14 protein-coding genes are annotated in these 16,621 nt (G+C 61.7%); 4 read left to right on the top strand and 10 right to left on the bottom strand.

Translation table 11 applies throughout. From position 1 onward, the window contains the following. Positions 1-55: 55 nt before the first annotated feature. From fis to TU82_RS15815, 9 genes are all read right to left on the bottom strand, one after another. Positions 56-376 carry a DNA-binding transcriptional regulator Fis gene (gene fis, locus TU82_RS15855; protein WP_003221275.1) on the bottom strand — a complete coding sequence of 107 codons (321 nt, stop codon included), beginning with the start codon at positions 374-376 and terminating at the stop codon, positions 56-58. After that, positions 373-1,386: a tRNA dihydrouridine synthase DusB gene (dusB, locus tag TU82_RS15850; protein WP_057724130.1), complete on the bottom strand. Its 1,014-nt coding sequence runs from the start codon at positions 1,384-1,386 to the stop codon at positions 373-375. The genes fis and dusB overlap by 4 nt, the downstream gene beginning before the upstream one ends. 185 nt (positions 1,387-1,571) lie before the next feature. Continuing rightward, the gene (locus TU82_RS15845; RefSeq protein ID WP_057724128.1) at positions 1,572-2,789 is read right to left on the bottom strand and encodes a DUF3426 domain-containing protein; all 1,218 of its coding nucleotides are present in this window, start codon (positions 2,787-2,789) and stop codon (positions 1,572-1,574) included. Between the two features lie 30 nt (positions 2,790-2,819). Then, positions 2,820-3,698 carry a 50S ribosomal protein L11 methyltransferase gene (gene prmA / locus TU82_RS15840; protein ID WP_057724126.1) on the bottom strand — a complete coding sequence of 293 codons (879 nt, stop codon included), beginning with the start codon at positions 3,696-3,698 and terminating at the stop codon, positions 2,820-2,822. Between the two features lie 275 nt (positions 3,699-3,973). After that, positions 3,974-5,335, bottom strand: coding sequence for an acetyl-CoA carboxylase biotin carboxylase subunit (gene accC, locus TU82_RS15835; protein WP_057724124.1), 1,362 nt, complete (start codon positions 5,333-5,335; stop codon positions 3,974-3,976). A gap of 17 nt (positions 5,336-5,352) precedes the next feature. Further along, positions 5,353-5,811, bottom strand: coding sequence for an acetyl-CoA carboxylase biotin carboxyl carrier protein (accB, locus tag TU82_RS15830; RefSeq protein ID WP_057724122.1), 459 nt, complete (start codon positions 5,809-5,811; stop codon positions 5,353-5,355). 24 nt (positions 5,812-5,835) lie between these two features. Continuing rightward, positions 5,836-6,291 carry a type II 3-dehydroquinate dehydratase gene (gene aroQ / locus TU82_RS15825; RefSeq protein WP_057724120.1) on the bottom strand — a complete coding sequence of 152 codons (456 nt, stop codon included), beginning with the start codon at positions 6,289-6,291 and terminating at the stop codon, positions 5,836-5,838. A 297-nt stretch (positions 6,292-6,588) separates the two neighbouring features. Beyond that, positions 6,589-8,550 (bottom strand): methyl-accepting chemotaxis protein, encoded by a 1,962-nt coding sequence (locus TU82_RS15820; protein ID WP_057724118.1) that lies wholly within the window; start codon positions 8,548-8,550, stop codon positions 6,589-6,591. Between the two features lie 53 nt (positions 8,551-8,603). Continuing rightward, positions 8,604-10,274 (bottom strand): response regulator, encoded by a 1,671-nt coding sequence (locus TU82_RS15815; protein WP_057724116.1) that lies wholly within the window; start codon positions 10,272-10,274, stop codon positions 8,604-8,606. 298 nt (positions 10,275-10,572) lie between these two features. Here TU82_RS15815 and TU82_RS15810 point away from each other — a divergent pair, with 298 nt between their 5' ends. The 4 genes from TU82_RS15810 to speA all read left to right on the top strand — a co-directional run bounded on the left by TU82_RS15810 (position 10,573) and on the right by speA (position 14,695). After that, on the top strand, positions 10,573-11,640 hold the full coding sequence (locus TU82_RS15810) for a DUF2333 family protein (RefSeq protein ID WP_057724115.1): 1,068 nt from the start codon (positions 10,573-10,575) through the stop codon (positions 11,638-11,640). 2 nt (positions 11,641-11,642) lie between these two features. Then, the gene (locus TU82_RS15805; RefSeq protein ID WP_057724113.1) at positions 11,643-12,179 is read left to right on the top strand and encodes an NUDIX hydrolase; all 537 of its coding nucleotides are present in this window, start codon (positions 11,643-11,645) and stop codon (positions 12,177-12,179) included. Positions 12,180-12,267: 88 nt separating this feature from the next. Further along, on the top strand, positions 12,268-12,639 hold the full coding sequence (locus TU82_RS15800; protein WP_057724111.1) for a translation initiation factor Sui1: 372 nt from the start codon (positions 12,268-12,270) through the stop codon (positions 12,637-12,639). 142 nt (positions 12,640-12,781) lie between these two features. Then, complete coding sequence (gene speA / locus TU82_RS15795; RefSeq protein WP_057724110.1) at positions 12,782-14,695, top strand: arginine decarboxylase; 1,914 nt, start codon at positions 12,782-12,784, stop codon at positions 14,693-14,695. Positions 14,696-14,824: 129 nt separating this feature from the next. Here the strand turns inward: speA and TU82_RS15790 are convergent, their stop codons facing one another. Further along, complete coding sequence (locus tag TU82_RS15790; RefSeq protein WP_057724108.1) at positions 14,825-16,168, bottom strand: MATE family efflux transporter; 1,344 nt, start codon at positions 16,166-16,168, stop codon at positions 14,825-14,827. Positions 16,169-16,621: the final 453 nt, after the last annotated feature.

Below are 16,621 nucleotides of genomic sequence, written 5' to 3'. Positions count from 1 at the left end.
TCAGCAAAAAAGGCGACCGGTTTTACGCGGGCGCCTTTCTGGTTTGATTGAATGCTTACAGCAAATCGTACTGCTTGAGCTTTTTGCGCAAGGTGCCACGATTGAGGCCCAGCAGCTCACTGGCTTTGGTCTGGTTGCCCTTGACGTAGTTCATCACGCTTTCGAGCAAGGGCGCCTCGACTTCGGAGAGCACCAGGTTGTACACGTCCGTGACGGAAGCACCCTCGAGGTGGGCGAAATAATTGTGCAGCGCCTTCTCGACACTCCCGCGAAGGGTCTGGCCTTCTTCGCTCGGCGTGTTGAGGTGCTGTTTCAAATTGACGTTGTCGCTCACGGGTGCTGTTCCACTCACTAAAGTCTCGGTCATCATCGTCATGCGGCCACCCCCTCTCCATCCCCTGTTCCCAGGCTCTTGTCACGTTCGGCGAAGAATTCACGAACGGTGGCGACCTGTGCCTGCGTTTCATCCAAACGGTTGAACTGAGCGCGAAATTCCTTGGCGCCCGGCAAGGTGGCGAGGTACCAGCCGACATGCTTGCGAGCAATGCGTACGCCCATCACATCCCCATAGAAGGCATGCAGGGCGGCCAGATGCTCCAGCAGAATACGTTCCACCTCGGTCAGTTCCGGTGCCGGCAACAGTTCGCCGGTACGCAGGAAATGCTCGATTTCACGGAAAATCCATGGCCGCCCCTGGGCGGCCCGACCGATCAACAAACCGTCGGCACCGGTGGCGTGCAGCACGCGCCGGGCTTTCTCGGCTGAATCGATATCGCCATTGGCAAACACCGGCATCGACACCGCCTGCTTGATCGCGGCAATGGTGTCGTACTCGGCTTCCCCGGTATAAAGATCGGCGCGGGTGCGGCCATGCACCGCCAGCGCTGCAATACCCGCCTGTTCGGCGATCTTCGCCACCGTCAGGCCATTCTTGTTGTCCCGGTCCCAACCGGTACGAATCTTCAGGGTCACCGGCACATCGACTGCGGCGACAACGGCCTGCAGGATCTCGGCAACCAACTGTTCATCTTTCAACAGGGCGGAACCGGCGGCCTTGTTGCAGACCTTCTTGGCCGGACAACCCATGTTGATATCAATGATCTGCGCGCCCAGCTCCACATTGGCCCTGGCCGCATCCGCCAGCATCTGCGCATCACCCCCGGCGATCTGTACCGAGCGCGGCTCGGGATCACCCTGGTGGATCATGCGCATCCGCGATTTGCGGGTGTTCCACAAGCTCATGTCGCTGGTGACCATTTCAGAGACTACTAGACCCGCGCCCAAACGTTTGCACAGCTGACGAAAGGGCTGGTCGGTGACGCCCGCCATCGGGGCGAGGATCAAGCCGTTGTGCACTGTATATGGACCGATGCGTACCGCCGACATAGGACTTCCCTGTTGTGGGGCCGGATCATTAGAGTTCGAAAAAGGGTTGGCATGATACCCGCTCTCGATGACTGGTTAAAGGCTGAATTGGATAAAATCTGAACAGTTATTTTTTTATCGCCATCGGTTTGGTTGACGCCTGCGCAGTCAATAATCCGCCGTCAAACCAGGGTTGCGGCGTGGCCTCATTCGGGCGAATGGAAGCTCAGGCTGTAATTCACGGCTTTGTTGCCTGGGTCAAGGATGTCCAGGGAGATGTGGATCGGTACCTGCGACGGCATTTCGCTGACCCCGGCCAATTCGCCACTGAGGTATTCGGCGGGCTTGAAGCGTCGACTGGCGATCAGGCCGCCGTTCAGGTCGGCAAAACGCAGCTCCAGCAGCGGGAAGGGCTGGGAGAAGGTGGCGCGGTTGTAGATGATCGCATCCACCACCAGGGCGCCGGCGAACTCCGGGTGGCTGCGCACCACCAGGTTGCTGCTCTTGATATGAGCGATGTCGACCCGCGATGGCACGGTGCAGCCCAGTGTCGGGCACAGTTGCTGGAACCACGGGCGGTAGGCGTCCTGGCGGGCCAGTTCGTCGAATTGGTAAGCGATGTACTGGCCTGCCAGGCCGGCGGTGGCGAGCAGTACCAGCACTATCCAGGTCAGGCGGCGACCCCAGCCTGCCGGGCGCTTGTGCGCATACAGGTGCAGCGGATCGTCTTCCAGTTCCTGGAAAAGGTCGTCGTGGGCGCTGGAGTCGGCGCGCACTCGCTTGCGCCGCGATTGCGCACGCTCGTCGACTGCGTTCGCCGCCGGGGTCAAGGGCGTGAACGGTGGGTCCGGATCATCGTCGTCGTCGTCGTGCGGGGCCTCGCGCAGTGGCGGCTCGTCGTCGATATCGTCGGTGTGAAAGGACATGGACGGTTCAGTGCGTGCGCTCAACGCAGGTTCCGCTTCGGCGGGCAGGTCGCGCTCCTGCGGCGGCTCGCTGAACAGACTGGCGGCCCATTTTTCTTCCTCGGCCTTGACCGTATCGCGGCTGGCGCTGAGGGCGTCGTCCTTGTGCCGACGGTCGGCCCCCGGCTGGCGGCGTTCGGCGCCGACGGGCTGGGTGTGCTGAATCTCGCGACGCTCGAGCTTGGCCAGTTCTTCGTCCAGGTCCAGGTTGTCCAGGTCCAGTTCTTCGGCCGTCCACTGCTTCTGGCTCATGGCGCGTGGGGCCTCGGGCGCAGGCTCAAGCGCAGGTGTCTGTTCAGGTTGCATTTGCGCCCGTTGCTCCAGCAACTGGCGAGCGGCGTTGAACACTTGCAGGCACGAGCCGCAGCGCACCACGCCGCGGGCCACGTTCAACTGAGCGTGGTTGACGCGAAAGCGCGACTGGCAATGCGGGCACTGGGTGACGAAACTGTCGGTCATGCGGCCATCCGATTCAGACAAGCGCTCATTCTAGCGCCGACGCCCACTGATGCGTACCCAACCGTCACGGTTGGCGATGGGGTCCAGTTCGAAATCCCTGGCGTAGGCGGCAGCGACCTCTTCTCCCTGCTCGGCGAGGATGCCCGACAGCGCCAGGCGCCCGCCCGGCCTGACCAGGCTCGACAGTTGCGGTGCCAGCGACACCAGCGGCCCGGCGAGGATATTGGCGACCAATACATCGGCCTGTACCTGGGGCAGGTCCTCAGGCAGATAGAGTGGGAATTTGCCTTCAGGAATGTGATTGCGCCCGGCGTTATCGCGGGACGCTTCCAGCGCTTGCACGTCGATATCCGTGCCTACGGCCTCTTTGGCGCCCAGCAGCAGGGCGGCGATGGCCAGGATCCCCGAACCGCAGCCGAAGTCGAGCACGTTGCAGTCGGTCAGGTCCTGGCCGTCCAGCCATTCCAGGCACAGCGCGGTGGTGGGGTGGGTGCCGGTGCCGAACGCCAGCCCCGGGTCCAGCAGCAGGTTGACGGCCTCCGGCTCGGGTGCGGCGTGCCAGCTCGGTACGATCCATAGGCGCTGACCGAAGCGCATGGGCTGGAAGTTATCCATCCAGCTGCGTTCCCAGTCCTGGTCTTCGATCACTTCGCTGTGATGCTCGGGCAGCGGGGCGCCGGTCAGCAATTCCATATGGGCCAGGACGCTGGCGGCATCGGTGCCGTCTTCGAACAGGGCCAGCAGATGGGTGTGGGACCACAGTGGGGTGGTGTTGAGTTCCGGTTCGAAGATCGGCTGGTCTTCGGCGTCCATGAAAGTCACCGACACGGCGCCGACTTCGAGGAAAGCGTCTTCGTAGGTTTCGGCTTGTTCCGGGCTGATGGCGAGACGGACTTGCAGCCAAGGCATGGCGGGCACCTTTGAAAGAATGAGTGTGCAGCGGGGAGGGGCTGCGAAAGGGCGCAAGTTTACGCGAGCGCACGGCAGAAGACGACATTACTGAATGAATGCGGACCAAATGTGGGAGGGGGCTTGCCCCCGATTGCAGTGTGTCAGTCTCAATATCTGTAACTGATCCACCGCTATCGGGGGCAAGCCCCCTCCCACATTTGTACTGTGCATGGCCTGAAAGTTGGGCCCACAAACAACAAAGCCGCCCGAAGGCGGCTTTGTTGGTGGAGCACTTACTGGTTGGCCAGCTTGTGTTCCAGGTAGTGAATGTTCACACCGCCTTCGCAGAAGCCTTCATCGCGAACCAGGTCCCGATGCAGCGGGATGTTGGTCTTGATGCCGTCGACCACGATTTCGTCCAGGGCGTTGCGCATGCGGGCCATGGCCTCGTCGCGGGTGGCGCCCCAGGTGATCAGCTTGCCGATCAGCGAGTCGTAGTTGGACGGAACCTTGTAGCCGCTGTACAGGTGCGAGTCCACACGTACGCCGTTGCCGCCGGGCGCGTGGAAATGCTTGACCAGGCCTGGGCTCGGCATAAAGGTTTGCGGGTCTTCGGCGTTGATCCGGCATTCCAGCGAGTGGCCGTGGATCTTCACGTCGTCCTGGGTGAAGGACAGCTTGTTGCCGGCGGCAATGCTGAGCATCTCCTTGACGATGTCGATACCGGTGACCATCTCCGATACTGGGTGCTCTACCTGCACGCGAGTGTTCATCTCGATGAAGTAGAAACGACCGTTCTCGTAGAGGAACTCGAAGGTCCCGGCGCCACGGTAATTGATGTCGATGCACGCCTTGACGCAGCGCGCGAGGACTTCCTCGCGGGCCTTCTCGTCCAGGCCCGGTGCCGGGGCTTCTTCCAATACTTTCTGGTGACGGCGTTGCAGCGAGCAATCGCGGTCGCCCAGGTGGATGGCGTGGCCCTGGCCGTCGGACAGTACCTGCACTTCCACGTGACGCGGGTTGGTCAGGTACTTCTCCAGGTAGACCATCGGGTTGCCGAACCAGGCGCCCGCTTCGGAACGGGTCTGCTTGGCGGCTTCGATCAGGTCTTCTTCCTTGTGCACCACGCGCATGCCGCGACCACCACCGCCACCGGCGGCCTTGATGATCACCGGGTAGCCGACTTCGCGACCAATGCGCAGCGCGGTTTCCTCGTCTTCAGGCAGCGGGCCGTCGGAACCTGGAACGGTTGGCACGCCGGCTGCGATCATGGCGTCCTTGGCCGAGACCTTGTCGCCCATCAGGCGAATGGTTTCAGCTTTCGGGCCGATGAAGGCAAACCCGGATTTTTCCACCTGTTCGGCGAAATCGGCGTTTTCCGCGAGGAAGCCGTAGCCCGGGTGGATGCCATCAGCGCCGGTCACTTCAGCGGCGGCGATGATGTTCGAGACTTTCAGGTACGAGTTCGTGGCCAGTGGCGGGCCGATGCAGATGCTTTCGTCCGCCAGTTTCACGTGCATCAGTTCGGTATCGGCCGTCGAGTAAACAGCGACGGTCTTGATGCCCTCTTCCTTACAGGCGCGCAGGATACGCAGCGCGATCTCGCCGCGGTTGGCGATCAGGACTTTTTGCAGTTTCTTCGCAGGTTTCAACATCGAAGGCGCTCCGCGGTTCAAACGATGGTGAACAGCGGCTGGTCGTACTCAACCGGCTGACCGTTTTCTACCAGGATGGATTCAATGACGCCGGCTTTTTCAGCGGTGATGTGGTTCATCATCTTCATCGCTTCAACGATGCAGATGGTGTCGCCCACTTTCACGGTCTTGCCCACTTCAACGAAGGCCGGCGAGGTCGGTGCCGGGGTGCGGTAGAAGGTACCGACCATTGGCGACTTGACCACGAAACCGTTCAGCGCTGGTGCGGCTGGGGCAGCGGGCGCTGCGGCTGGAGCGGCGGCTGGTGCGGCAGCGGCTGGCGCCGGTGCCTGCATCTGTGGCGCGTAGAACTGTTGAGCCGGGGTCTTGCTGTGACGGCTGATCCGTACGGACTCTTCGCCTTCCTTGATTTCCAGCTCGTCGATACCGGATTCTTCCAGCAGTTCGATCAGTTTCTTAACTTTACGGATATCCATGAATCATCAACTCCCAAGGGTCGGTCAGGGGCGTTTAGCCTGTTCTTCAACGTGTTCCAGGGCGGCCTCCAGGGCCAGTCGGTAACCGCTGGCGCCAAGGCCGCAGATCACTCCTACCGCTACGTCGGAGAAGTAAGAGTGATGGCGGAAAGCTTCGCGTTTGTGCACGTTCGATAAATGCACTTCGATGAATGGGATGCTCACCGCCAGCAGCGCGTCACGTAATGCAACGCTTGTATGCGTGAAAGCGGCGGGATTGATCAGAATAAAGTCCACGCCTTCGCCGCGCGCGGCGTGGATGCGATCAATCAATTCATACTCGGCATTGCTTTGCAGGTAGAGCAAATGGTGGCCGGCAACACGGGCCCGCTGTTCCAGATCAAGGTTGATCTGCTCCAGCGTCACCGCCCCGTAGACGCCCGGTTCACGGGTGCCGAGCAGGTTCAGGTTGGGTCCGTGAAGAACCAGTAAGGTCGCCATCGGCTGTTCCTTGTTATTGATTGGGGTAGCGCAGAACCCGGCGACTATGCCGCAAAGCCTTTGTGACTGTCCAGTTCTATGCAGTAGCCAGCACGATTAGCGAGGATAGCGCGAAATTTGTGACTGTGGCCTGAGATCTGGTCATGGGTAATACATCCTTGAAGACCATGGAGATCAAATGTGGGAGGGGGCTTGCCCCCGATAGCGATCTATCAGTTACAGATACTGAGACTGGCACACTGCAATCGGGGGCAAGCCCCCTCCCACATTTTGATCTGCGCAGGCTGGGAGATCGGGTCAGACGCGGAAGGCCTGGACCGCCGTGTTGAGCTGCCCACCCAGCACCAGCAGGTGTTCGCCCTGGCTGCGCCCCTGGCCGATACGCAGCAGGTTATCCTCGCCCAACTGGTGAATGCGTTCGCTGTTATCGCGAATCTCACTCACGGCCCCGCTTTGCTGCGCCGTCACATCAGCGATGCGCACGGCGGTCTCGGAAATGGTCTGGATCGCCCCGACGATTTCGTCCAGCGCGCCATCGGCGGCCTGGGCTTGCTCGGCGGTGGCTTCGGCGTGTTCGACCTGTGCACGCATGCCTTGCACCGATTGGTGGGCGGCGGTCTGCAGGCTGCTGATCAAGCCCTGGATTTCAGCGGTGGCGCCTGCGGTGCGTTGGGCCAGGGTACGCACCTCATCGGCGACCACGGCAAACCCCCGCCCGGCTTCACCGGCGCGGGCAGCCTCGATGGCCGCATTGAGCGCCAGCAGGTTGGTCTGCTCGGCGATCGAGCGGATCACCGTGAGCACGCCGCCGATGGTGGCGGATTCTTCGGCCAGTTTCTCGATCATCTGCGCGTTTTGCTGCACTTCACCCACCAGAGCGTGCAAGCCGGTCAGGCTCAGGCCGATCACCCGCTGGCCTTGTTCCACGGCTGTGCCTGCGCTGCGACTGGCGCCGGCGGCCTGGCTGGCATCGCCCGCCACTTGCTGGATGGTCGCTTCCAGTTCGCCCAGGGAATCACGGATCTGCGCGGTATCCCCGGCCTGGCGTTCAGCGCCGTCGTGCAGGCCGCTGCTCAGTTCGGCAAGGGCGCGGCTGGTGCCGGCAACTTCTTCGGCATTGCCGCGAATCGTGCCGACGAGGTCCACCAGATAAGCGCGCAGGCGGTTAAGCGAAGCTTCGATATCGCGCAGTTCGCGGTTGGTCCTGCCCAAGGCGATCGGCTGGCTGAAGTTGCCTTCGGCCCAGGTGGACAGCGCCGGGGCGAGGGCGGTCAGGACCCGCGCCAGGCGACGCTGCAGGGTGTCAATCAACAGGGCGATCAGCAGGATCAGGCCGATCATCAGCCCTTGTATCAGGCGCACTTCGCCCTGGATCTGTGCATGTTGCGCGCGCACCACCGGCTCCAGGCCGGCGATGGCCTGGCGCACGCCGGTGATCCTGGTGTGCGTGGCGGCGGCGAGGTCGGCGCGTTGCTGGATCTGTTCGCGGGTGCGCTTGAGTTCGGCGGGGTAGCGGGTCAGCAGACCGTTGAGTTCACGCTTGAGGTCAACGCCGGTGTCCTGGGCTTCGGTTTTTTCAGTGTTTTCCAGGCCCATCAAGGCGGAAAAGTCGTCGGTGCTGGATTCGGCGCTGGCCTTTACGCCGAGTAACGGCAGCTGTGCCAACAGGTCGGCCTGGCCACGGATGCTGGCGATTTCACGCTCGACATCATCGGCCAGCTCGGCACGCCCGCTGCTGACCAGTTTGTCGCGGGCCAGGGACAGCTTGCCCAGGTGTTGCGAGGCGGCCAGCAGCGGCGGCAGGTAGCGCGCCGCGTCCGCGGAAGTGACGGCGCCGGCGTACTGGCTCAGTTGCTCCAGGTTCGCCCCCAGTTCGCGTTCGGCTTGCAGCAGCAGCGCTTGCGGGTCGCCGGCCAGTTTACCGGCGGCAAGCAGGTCGGTCTTGCTGAAGGCATCCAGGTCCGCGAGGCTGGGGCGCAGGCTTTGCGCCAACTCGGGCGGCAGTGAGTCGAGCTGCTGCAACAGGCTTTCCAGGCTTTGAGCTGCGCTGCTCAAGCGCAGGGCATCGCCGCTGGCCAGGTAGTCGTCGATATTGCGAGCGGCCTGGTTCTCGAAGGCCTGGGACAGCCCCAGATAGCGCTCCATCAACAGATACGGGCGTTCCAGCGCCCGTTGCGACCACCACAGCGTCGCCCCAAGCGCCAGGCACACGGCAACCAGCAGAAGGGTATTGAGATTGGTCAGCAGCTTCAGGCGCATGCGTGGTTTCAACCGACAGCAAAAGATAAGTGCCTGAAGTTATTGCGTTTCCATTACAAAGTTATGACCGACTTAGCGAATTCCGGTGAAAAGATGGCACTTTGCTTTGACGGGCGGGCCGCCTGTACGCGGTTGCGTCCCGCATGCTTGGCACGGTACAGCGCCTCGTCGGCCTGGGCGGCCATCATCAGGCTGTCGGAGTCGTCGCACAGTTCCACCAGCCCGGCGCTGAAGGTGCACCATAAATCCTGAGGCTGGGCCGGGTAGTGGATTTCCGCAAAGCGCCCACGAATGTCGTCCAGCACTTTGCAGGCCGATTCAAGGTCGGTGTCGGGCATCACGATGGCGAATTCTTCGCCGCCATAGCGGCCGATGTAGTCGGTCTTGCGCAGACGCTGCTTGAGAAACAACGCCAGGCTCTTGATGACGCGATCGCCCATGGGGTGACCGTGGCTGTCATTGACCCGCTTGAAGTGATCGATATCCAGCATGGCAAAGCTCAGCGGCTTGTTTTCGCGGCGTGCGCGGAAGCTGCAGTCTTCGAGCAATTGCAGGATATGCGTGTGGTTGTACAGCCCGGTCAGGCTGTCGCGCACCATCCGCGCCTTCAAGTTGCGCGCACGCGCCGCGCGGTTGCGCACGGTGGTGATCAGGTGGCGCGGCTTGATCGGTTTGGTCAGGAAGTCGTCGCCGCCTTCGCTCATCGCATCGAGCTGTTTGTCCAGGTCGTCCTCGGCTGACAGGTAGATGATCGGCACGCTGACATAGCGGTCGTTGTGGCGGATCACCTTGGCCAGCTCGGTGCCGGTGCAGGCGGGCATGTACATGTCGAGGATGATCAGGTCGGGCTGGAAGTCCGCGAGTTCAGCCATGGCCTGGATCGGCTCGATCAAGGTGCGGGTGACGATGCCGGCGCTGTTGAGCAGGCGCTCGGTGTGCAACGCCTGGGCCCGGGAGTCGTCAATGATCAGCACTTTATACGGCTCATATTGGGCGACGCAGGTCAGCACTTCGATCTTTTCCAGCAGGCTTGAGGCCTCCAGCGTACCGGTGAGGAATTCTTCGCCGCCGGCGCGCACGGCGGCCAGGCGTGTCGGCGTGTCGGTTTCATTCAGGCTGAAAAACAGCAGCGGCAGCTTTTGCTCCAGGCCTTGCTGGGCCTCGGCGGCCAGTTTCAGCCCAAGTCCTGTGCCGCAGAAATCCACGTCCATCACGATGGCCGACGGCAGGCGCTCGGCCATCGTGGCGCGAAACGCCGCGACGCTGTCCAGGGATTGGGCGCTCATGCCAAAGAATTCCAACTGCCTGGCCAGGCGTTCGGCACGGTCGTGGTCGGCCAGCATCACATAGATCGGCTTGCGCATCGGCGGCAGCTGGGTTTGCTCAAACTGATCACCCTGGCGCAGCCCGGTGCGCGACAGGCGCTGCATCAAGCGGTTGAGCTCGGTGATCAGTTGGCTGCTCAGGCGGCCGCGGTTTTCGTCCACGGCTTTGAGGGACTCGCCAATGTGCTGGGCCAGTTGGCGGTGTTCGGGCTGTTCAAAACGCTCGGCAAAGCGCAGCAGGCGCACATTGGCTTCGCTGAGCTCGGAAAAATCGGCGTTCGACCATTCGCTTCGCTGCAGGCGCTGCCAGATCTCAAGAATTTGACGTGCCTGATGAATTACCCGCTGGGCAAAATGCTGCTTGAGACGCTCGCGGCTGGGGTCTTCTGACTCGGTCATATCCTGACTACTGTGAGGGTGCATGCTGAGGTCGACTAGTGGCCCTATGCTAGCACCTCTTTTCTATTGTATGAGTGTCATACGTCAATTAAGTAGGTGTCTTTGGTATTCATTTTTTGACCTCATGGTCGCGCTGTGTAAAAAGCGTGCATCCTTTATAGTCCAACCTGGGGTATGCGCCAGTTTGCTTTAAAAGCGCCGCGCCGATGGGCACGATGGGGTAGGGTTGTGGTCGGAGTGTTTGACCGCACCCGGACAATTGATGTGCATGAACTCAAGTGATTGAAAGGATATCGCCATGCTGGACTGGAAAAACCGTGAAGGCAGTGCCAAAGGCCCCGCCCCTGAGCCCAAGTCATCCAACCGCAGCTACGTTCGCAACCTGCTGATGAGCCGCGCCTTGCTCAGCGTGATCTGCTTGTACCTGCTGGTCACCGGTGGCCTGGGTTGGTATTGGAGCCAGGAGCCGGCGTTGTTCCCGGTCCAGCAAAACGCCCAGCTTGCCGCCGAGAAGGAAGGCAAGCAGATGGTGATCGGCTACACCACCGTCGAAACCGTGAAAACCGTGGTCGGCACTTTGCTGAACAAGCCCGGTGGCTACATTTCCAACGACCGTTTCCCGCCGGGCCTGTGGATGGACAACATGCCGAGCTGGGAATACGGCGTGCTGGTGCAGGTGCGTGACCTGACCCGCGCCCTGCGCAAGGATTTCGCCCGTTCCCAGTCGCAGTCGGCTGAAGACGCCGATCTGGCCAAGGCCGAGCCGCGTTTCAACTTTGACAACAAGAGCTGGGTGCTGCCGTCCAGCGAGTCGGAATACCAGGAAGGCATCAATTCCCTGAGCCGCTACGAAGCGCGCCTGTCCGACCCGAATCAGAAGGGCGCGCTGTTTTACGCCCGTGCCGACAACCTGAATAACTGGCTGGGCGATGTCGCCACCCGTCTGGGTTCGCTGTCGCAGCGTCTGTCGGCCAGTGTGGGCCGCGTGAAGCTGAACACCGCGTTGAAAACCGAAGCGCTGGCGCCGGGTGAAGTGCCGCAGGTCGATGAAGAAGTGGTGGAAACCCCATGGATGCAGATCGACAACGTGTTCTACGAAGCCCGTGGCCAGGCGTGGGCCTTGTCCCATCTGCTGCGCGCCATCGAAGTCGACTTTGCCGACGTATTGGCCAAGAAAAACGCCACGGTCAGCGTGCGCCAGATCATCCGTGAGCTGGAAGCCTCGCAGGAACCGGTGTGGAGCCCCATGATTCTCAACGGCAGTGGCTTCGGTGTACTGGCGAACCATTCGCTGGTGATGGCCAACTACATTTCCCGGGCCAACGCTGCAGTGATCGACTTGCGTCAGCTCCTCAACCAGGGTTGATGATGGACGCTACTCAAAAGGAGGCCGCCCACCGGGTAGCCTCCGATGCTGAACTGATCCAGTGGGTTGACGAACACGACAACCTGCTCGGCACCCTCGTAAGGGCCGACCTGCGCAACCGCGGGCTTATTGGTCGTTGCACCTTTATCTTCCTGTTCAATTCAAAAGGTGAGCTGTGTGTGCATCGGCGCACCTTGAGCAAAGCGCTGTATCCCGGTTTCTGGGACACGGCAGCGGGCGGGATGGTCGCGGCAGGGGAAACCTATGCCGAGTCGGCGGCCCGTGAGCTGGCGGAAGAGCTTGGCGTCAGCGGCGTGGAGTTGACCGAACATGACCATTTCTATTTCGAAGATGGCGACAGCAGGCTCTGGTGTACGTCCTACTCGGCAGTATGGGACGGCCCATTGTGCCTGCAGCCCGAAGAAGTCATGGAAGCGCGCTTCCTGCCGATCGAAACGGTCCTGAGCGAGGCGCAACAAAAGCCTTACTGCCCGGACGCTCAAGAGGGCCTGCGGCGCTATCTGGCGTTGCGTCGCTAAAGCTGCATGAAATGGCGCCATTTGGCCCTTAGCAACTTGGCTTTTTGCCGTTACACTGCGCCACTTTTCATCCTCTAGAGGATTGCCGGTGGCCAAGAAAGCCGCATCCTTCGCCGCCCTGGGTGGCCTGGTATTTTCCACCGATGCAGGTCGACACTGCCCGGACTGCCGTCAGCCCGTGGATTCGTGCACCTGCAAACAGACCCTGATCCCCGAAGGCGACGGCATTGCCCGCGTGCGCCGCGAGAGCAAAGGCCGTGGCGGCAAGACGGTGACCACCATCACCGGCGTGCCCCTGGCTGAAGAGGCGCTCAAGGAACTGGCCACCACGCTGAAAAAGCGCTGTGGCACCGGTGGCGCGTTGAAAGACGGGGTCATCGAGATCCAGGGCGAGCATGTCGAACTGCTGTTGGCCGAGCTGATCAAGCTCGGTTACAAGGCCAAGAAGTCCGGCGGCTGACAGCCTCTTCCCAACCTGTGGCTAAACTCTGTCCTGCGAGCGAGGTCTACCTCCCTTACAGGCAAATCGTCATTTTCATTCTTTAGACTGCGCCAGCCTCCGCTTGAGGTGGCGCCTTCGCCTTCATTTATAGGGGACTTCGATGTCCGTACGACGCACACGCAAAGACGATGGCAGCCAATGGACAGTTGCGGACAGCCGCAGTGTTTACGGGATTCGCCATTGGGGGGCCGGTTATTTCGCGATCAATGAAGCCGGTCGCGTAGAAGTCCGTCCGAACGGTCCGAACAGCACACCCGTCGATCTGTACGAGCAAGTCGACGCGCTGCGCAAAAGCGGCCTGTCGTTGCCGCTGCTGGTGCGCTTCCCCGATATCCTGCAAGACCGTGTACGCCAGCTCACCGGTGCCTTCGATTCGAATATCGAACGCCTCGAATACCAGAGTAAATACACCGCGCTGTACCCGATCAAGGTGAACCAGCAGGAAGCGGTGATCGAGAACATCATTGCCACCCAGAACGTTTCCATCGGCCTGGAAGCCGGTTCCAAGCCTGAGCTGCTGGCCGTGCTGGCCCTGGCGCCGAAGGGCGGCACCATCGTCTGCAACGGTTACAAGGACCGTGAATTCATCCGCCTGGCGCTGATGGGCCAGAAGCTCGGCCACAACGTGTTTATCGTGATCGAGAAAGAATCCGAAGTCGGGCTGGTGATCGAAGAGGCTGCCAGCCTCAAGGTCAAGCCGCAGGTGGGCTTGCGTGTGCGCCTGTCGTCGCTGGCTTCGAGCAAGTGGGCGGACACTGGCGGCGAGAAGTCCAAGTTCGGTTTGTCGGCGGCGCAGTTGCTGTCGGTGGTCGAGCGTTTCCGCGCGGCGGGCCTGGACCAGGGCATCCGCCTGCTGCACTTCCACATGGGCTCGCAGATCGCCAACCTGGCCGACTACCAGCACGGCTTCAAGGAAGCCATTCGTTACTACGGCGAACTGCGCAACCTCGGCCTGCCGGTCGACCACATTGACGTGGGCGGCGGCCTCGGCGTGGACTACGACGGTACCCATTCGCGCAACGCCAGCTCGATCAACTACGACATGGACGACTACGCCGGTGTAGTGGTGGGCATGCTCAAGGAGTTCTGCGACGCGCAGAGCCTGCCGCACCCGCACATTTTCTCCGAAAGTGGCCGTTCGCTGACCGCTCACCACGCCATGCTGGTGGTGCAGGTGACCGACGTCGAGAAACACAACGACGAAATCCCGACCATCGAAAACAAGGAAAGCCTGCCGGAAACCGTGCAATGGCTGGTAGACCTGCTCGGTCCGACCGATATCGAGATGGTCACCGAAACCTACTGGCGCGCCACTCACTACATGAGCGACGTGGCCACTCAGTATGCCGACGGCAAACTGACCCTGGCCGAAAAAGCCCTGGCCGAGCAGTGCTACTTCGCGGTGTGCCGCCGCCTGCACAACTCGCTCAAGGCGCGCCAGCGCTCGCACCGTCAAGTGCTGGACGAGCTCAACGACAAGCTGGCCGACAAGTACATCTGCAATTTCTCGGTGTTCCAGAGCCTGCCGGACACCTGGGCCATCGGCCAGGTACTGCCTATTCTGCCGCTGCATCGCCTCGACGAAGAACCGCTGCGCCGCGCCGTGCTGCAGGACCTGACCTGCGACTCCGACGGCAAGATCAAGCAGTACGTCGACGAGCAGAGCATCGAGACCAGCCTGCCGGTGCATGCCCTGAACGAGGGTGAAGACTACCTGCTGGGCATCTTCCTGGTCGGCGCCTATCAGGAAATCCTCGGCGACATGCATAACCTGTTTGGCGACACTGACTCGGTGAACATCTACCAGCGCGAAGACGGCTCGGTGTACAGCGCGGGGATCGAGACCCACGACACCATCGAAGACATGCTGCGCTATGTGCACTTGTCGCCGGAGGAGTTGATGACGCATTACCGTGACAAGTGTGCGAGCGCGAAGATCAGTGCGTCGGAACGCACCCAGTTTCTCGACGCACTGCGTCTGGGCTTGACGCGATCTTCCTACCTGTCCTCGTAATAGGGGCTGATACAGATCTAAAAATGTGGGAGGGGGCTTGCCCCCGATAGCGGTACATCAGCAACAAATTAGTTGCCTGACACTCCGCTATCGGGGGCAAGCCCCCTCCCACATTTGGATTGCATTTTTTCAGTTGGCTCCGAGCCACAGTCCTTGCCGATTCAGGCGCCAGGCAATGGCCCACAGGGTCAGGCTGCGTACGGCCATGAACAACAGGAAGGTGATCCACAACCCGTGGTTCCCCAACCCCTGCAACGCCCAGGCGACCGGCAGTACCAGCAGCACCGTCAGCAACATCCCATTGCGCATCTCACGCGCCCGCGTGGCGCCGATAAACAGCCCATCGAGCAAATAACTCCACACCGCAATCAACGGCAATACCGCGAGGTAGGGCAGGTAGCGGTCGGCGGTTTCGCGCACGCTTGGGATGTCGGTCTGCATGGCGATAAACAGGTGGCCGCCAAACGTGAACAGCAGGGCGAAACCGACGCTGGCGATCAGCGACCAACCACAGGCAACCACCAATGATCGCCTTAACGCCTGGCGGTCATGTGCGCCGATGGCGTGGCCGCACAGGGCCTCGACAGCGTGAGCGAGGCCGTCCAGGGCATGTGCCGTCAGCAGCAGGCCGTTGAGCAACAGCGCATTGGCCGCCACGGTTGCATCCCCCAGCCGCGCGCCCTGTACGGTGATCATGAAAAACACCGACTGCAACGCCAGGCTGCGGATAAAGATATCGCGGTTCACCGCCAGCAAAGGGCGCCAGCTTTGCCACCGTTTCAGCGCGGCCCAGGCGATTTGCCCTGGGTAGGCGCGCAGGGCTTTTTGCGTGAGGGCCAGGCCGAGCAGGGCGCCGGTCCACTCGGCCATCACCGAGGCGCGGGCCGAGCCGACCACGCCCCAGTCCAGACCGAGGACGAACCACAGGTTCAGCGCGATATTGATCAGGTTGGTGGTCAGCAGGATCGCCAACGGCGCACGGGCGTTCTGGGTGCCGAGGAACCAGCCGACCAGCGCATAGCCGGCAAGGGCGGCGGGCAGGCCGAACAGGCGGGTGTGGAAGAATTCGCGGGTCAGTTGGTTCAGTTCGGCGGACGGTTGCATCCACCCAAGCGCCAGATGGCTGAGCGGAATGCCCACGGTGCCGAGCAGCATCGCCAGCCCCAGCGCCAGCAGCAGGCCTTGCAGCAGGATCTGGCGCAGCGCCGCGCCGTCATTGCGCCCGGCAGCCTGGGCGGCAAAGCCGGTGGAGCCCATGCGCAGAAAACCCATGGCCCAGGCGAGGAAGGTATACAGGCTGGCGCCGACGGCCACGGCGCCCAACTGGTGGGCGTGGGGCAGATGGCCGATGACCATGCTGTCGACCAGGGCTACCAGCGGCACGGAGATATTCGACAGGATCATCGGCGCGGCGAGGGCCCAGACACGGCGATGGGTGGGGCGGTGGCGCCAGTCTGTGAGCAGGGCGGTCATGAAGGCTCCTTGGTGGAGCGCCATTGTAACCGTCCATTAACCCCTCCGCAGATCCAATGTGGAGGGGGCTTGCCCCCGATGGCGGCCTCAGGGCCGACCAGGATTTTGTGTCGATCCCGGTCCAAATGTGGGAGGGGGCTTGCCCCCGATAGCGGCCTCAGAACCGACCAGGATTTTGTGTCGATCCCGGTCCAAATGTGGGAGGGGGCTTGCCCCCGATAGCGGCCTCAGAGCCGACCAGGATTTTGTGTCGATCCCGGTCCAAATGTGGGAGGGGGCTTGCCCCCGATGGCGGCCTCAGGGCCGACCAGGATTCTGGATCAGATCGAGTACATATCCGTTTCTGCGGTAACGGCTGCTATGGGTTCCGCTTTTACAGCGGCTCACTTTTGAAAAGCGCAAAAGTAAGCAAAACGCTCTTGCCCCACCACTCGGCACCTCGCCCAGGCTCGG

The organism is Pseudomonas orientalis, assembly GCF_001439815.1.
Lineage (GTDB): Bacteria > Pseudomonadota > Gammaproteobacteria > Pseudomonadales > Pseudomonadaceae > Aquipseudomonas > Aquipseudomonas orientalis.
The sequence above is the reverse complement of the archived record's forward strand: the minus strand, read 5'-3'. Positions and strand labels throughout refer to the sequence as shown.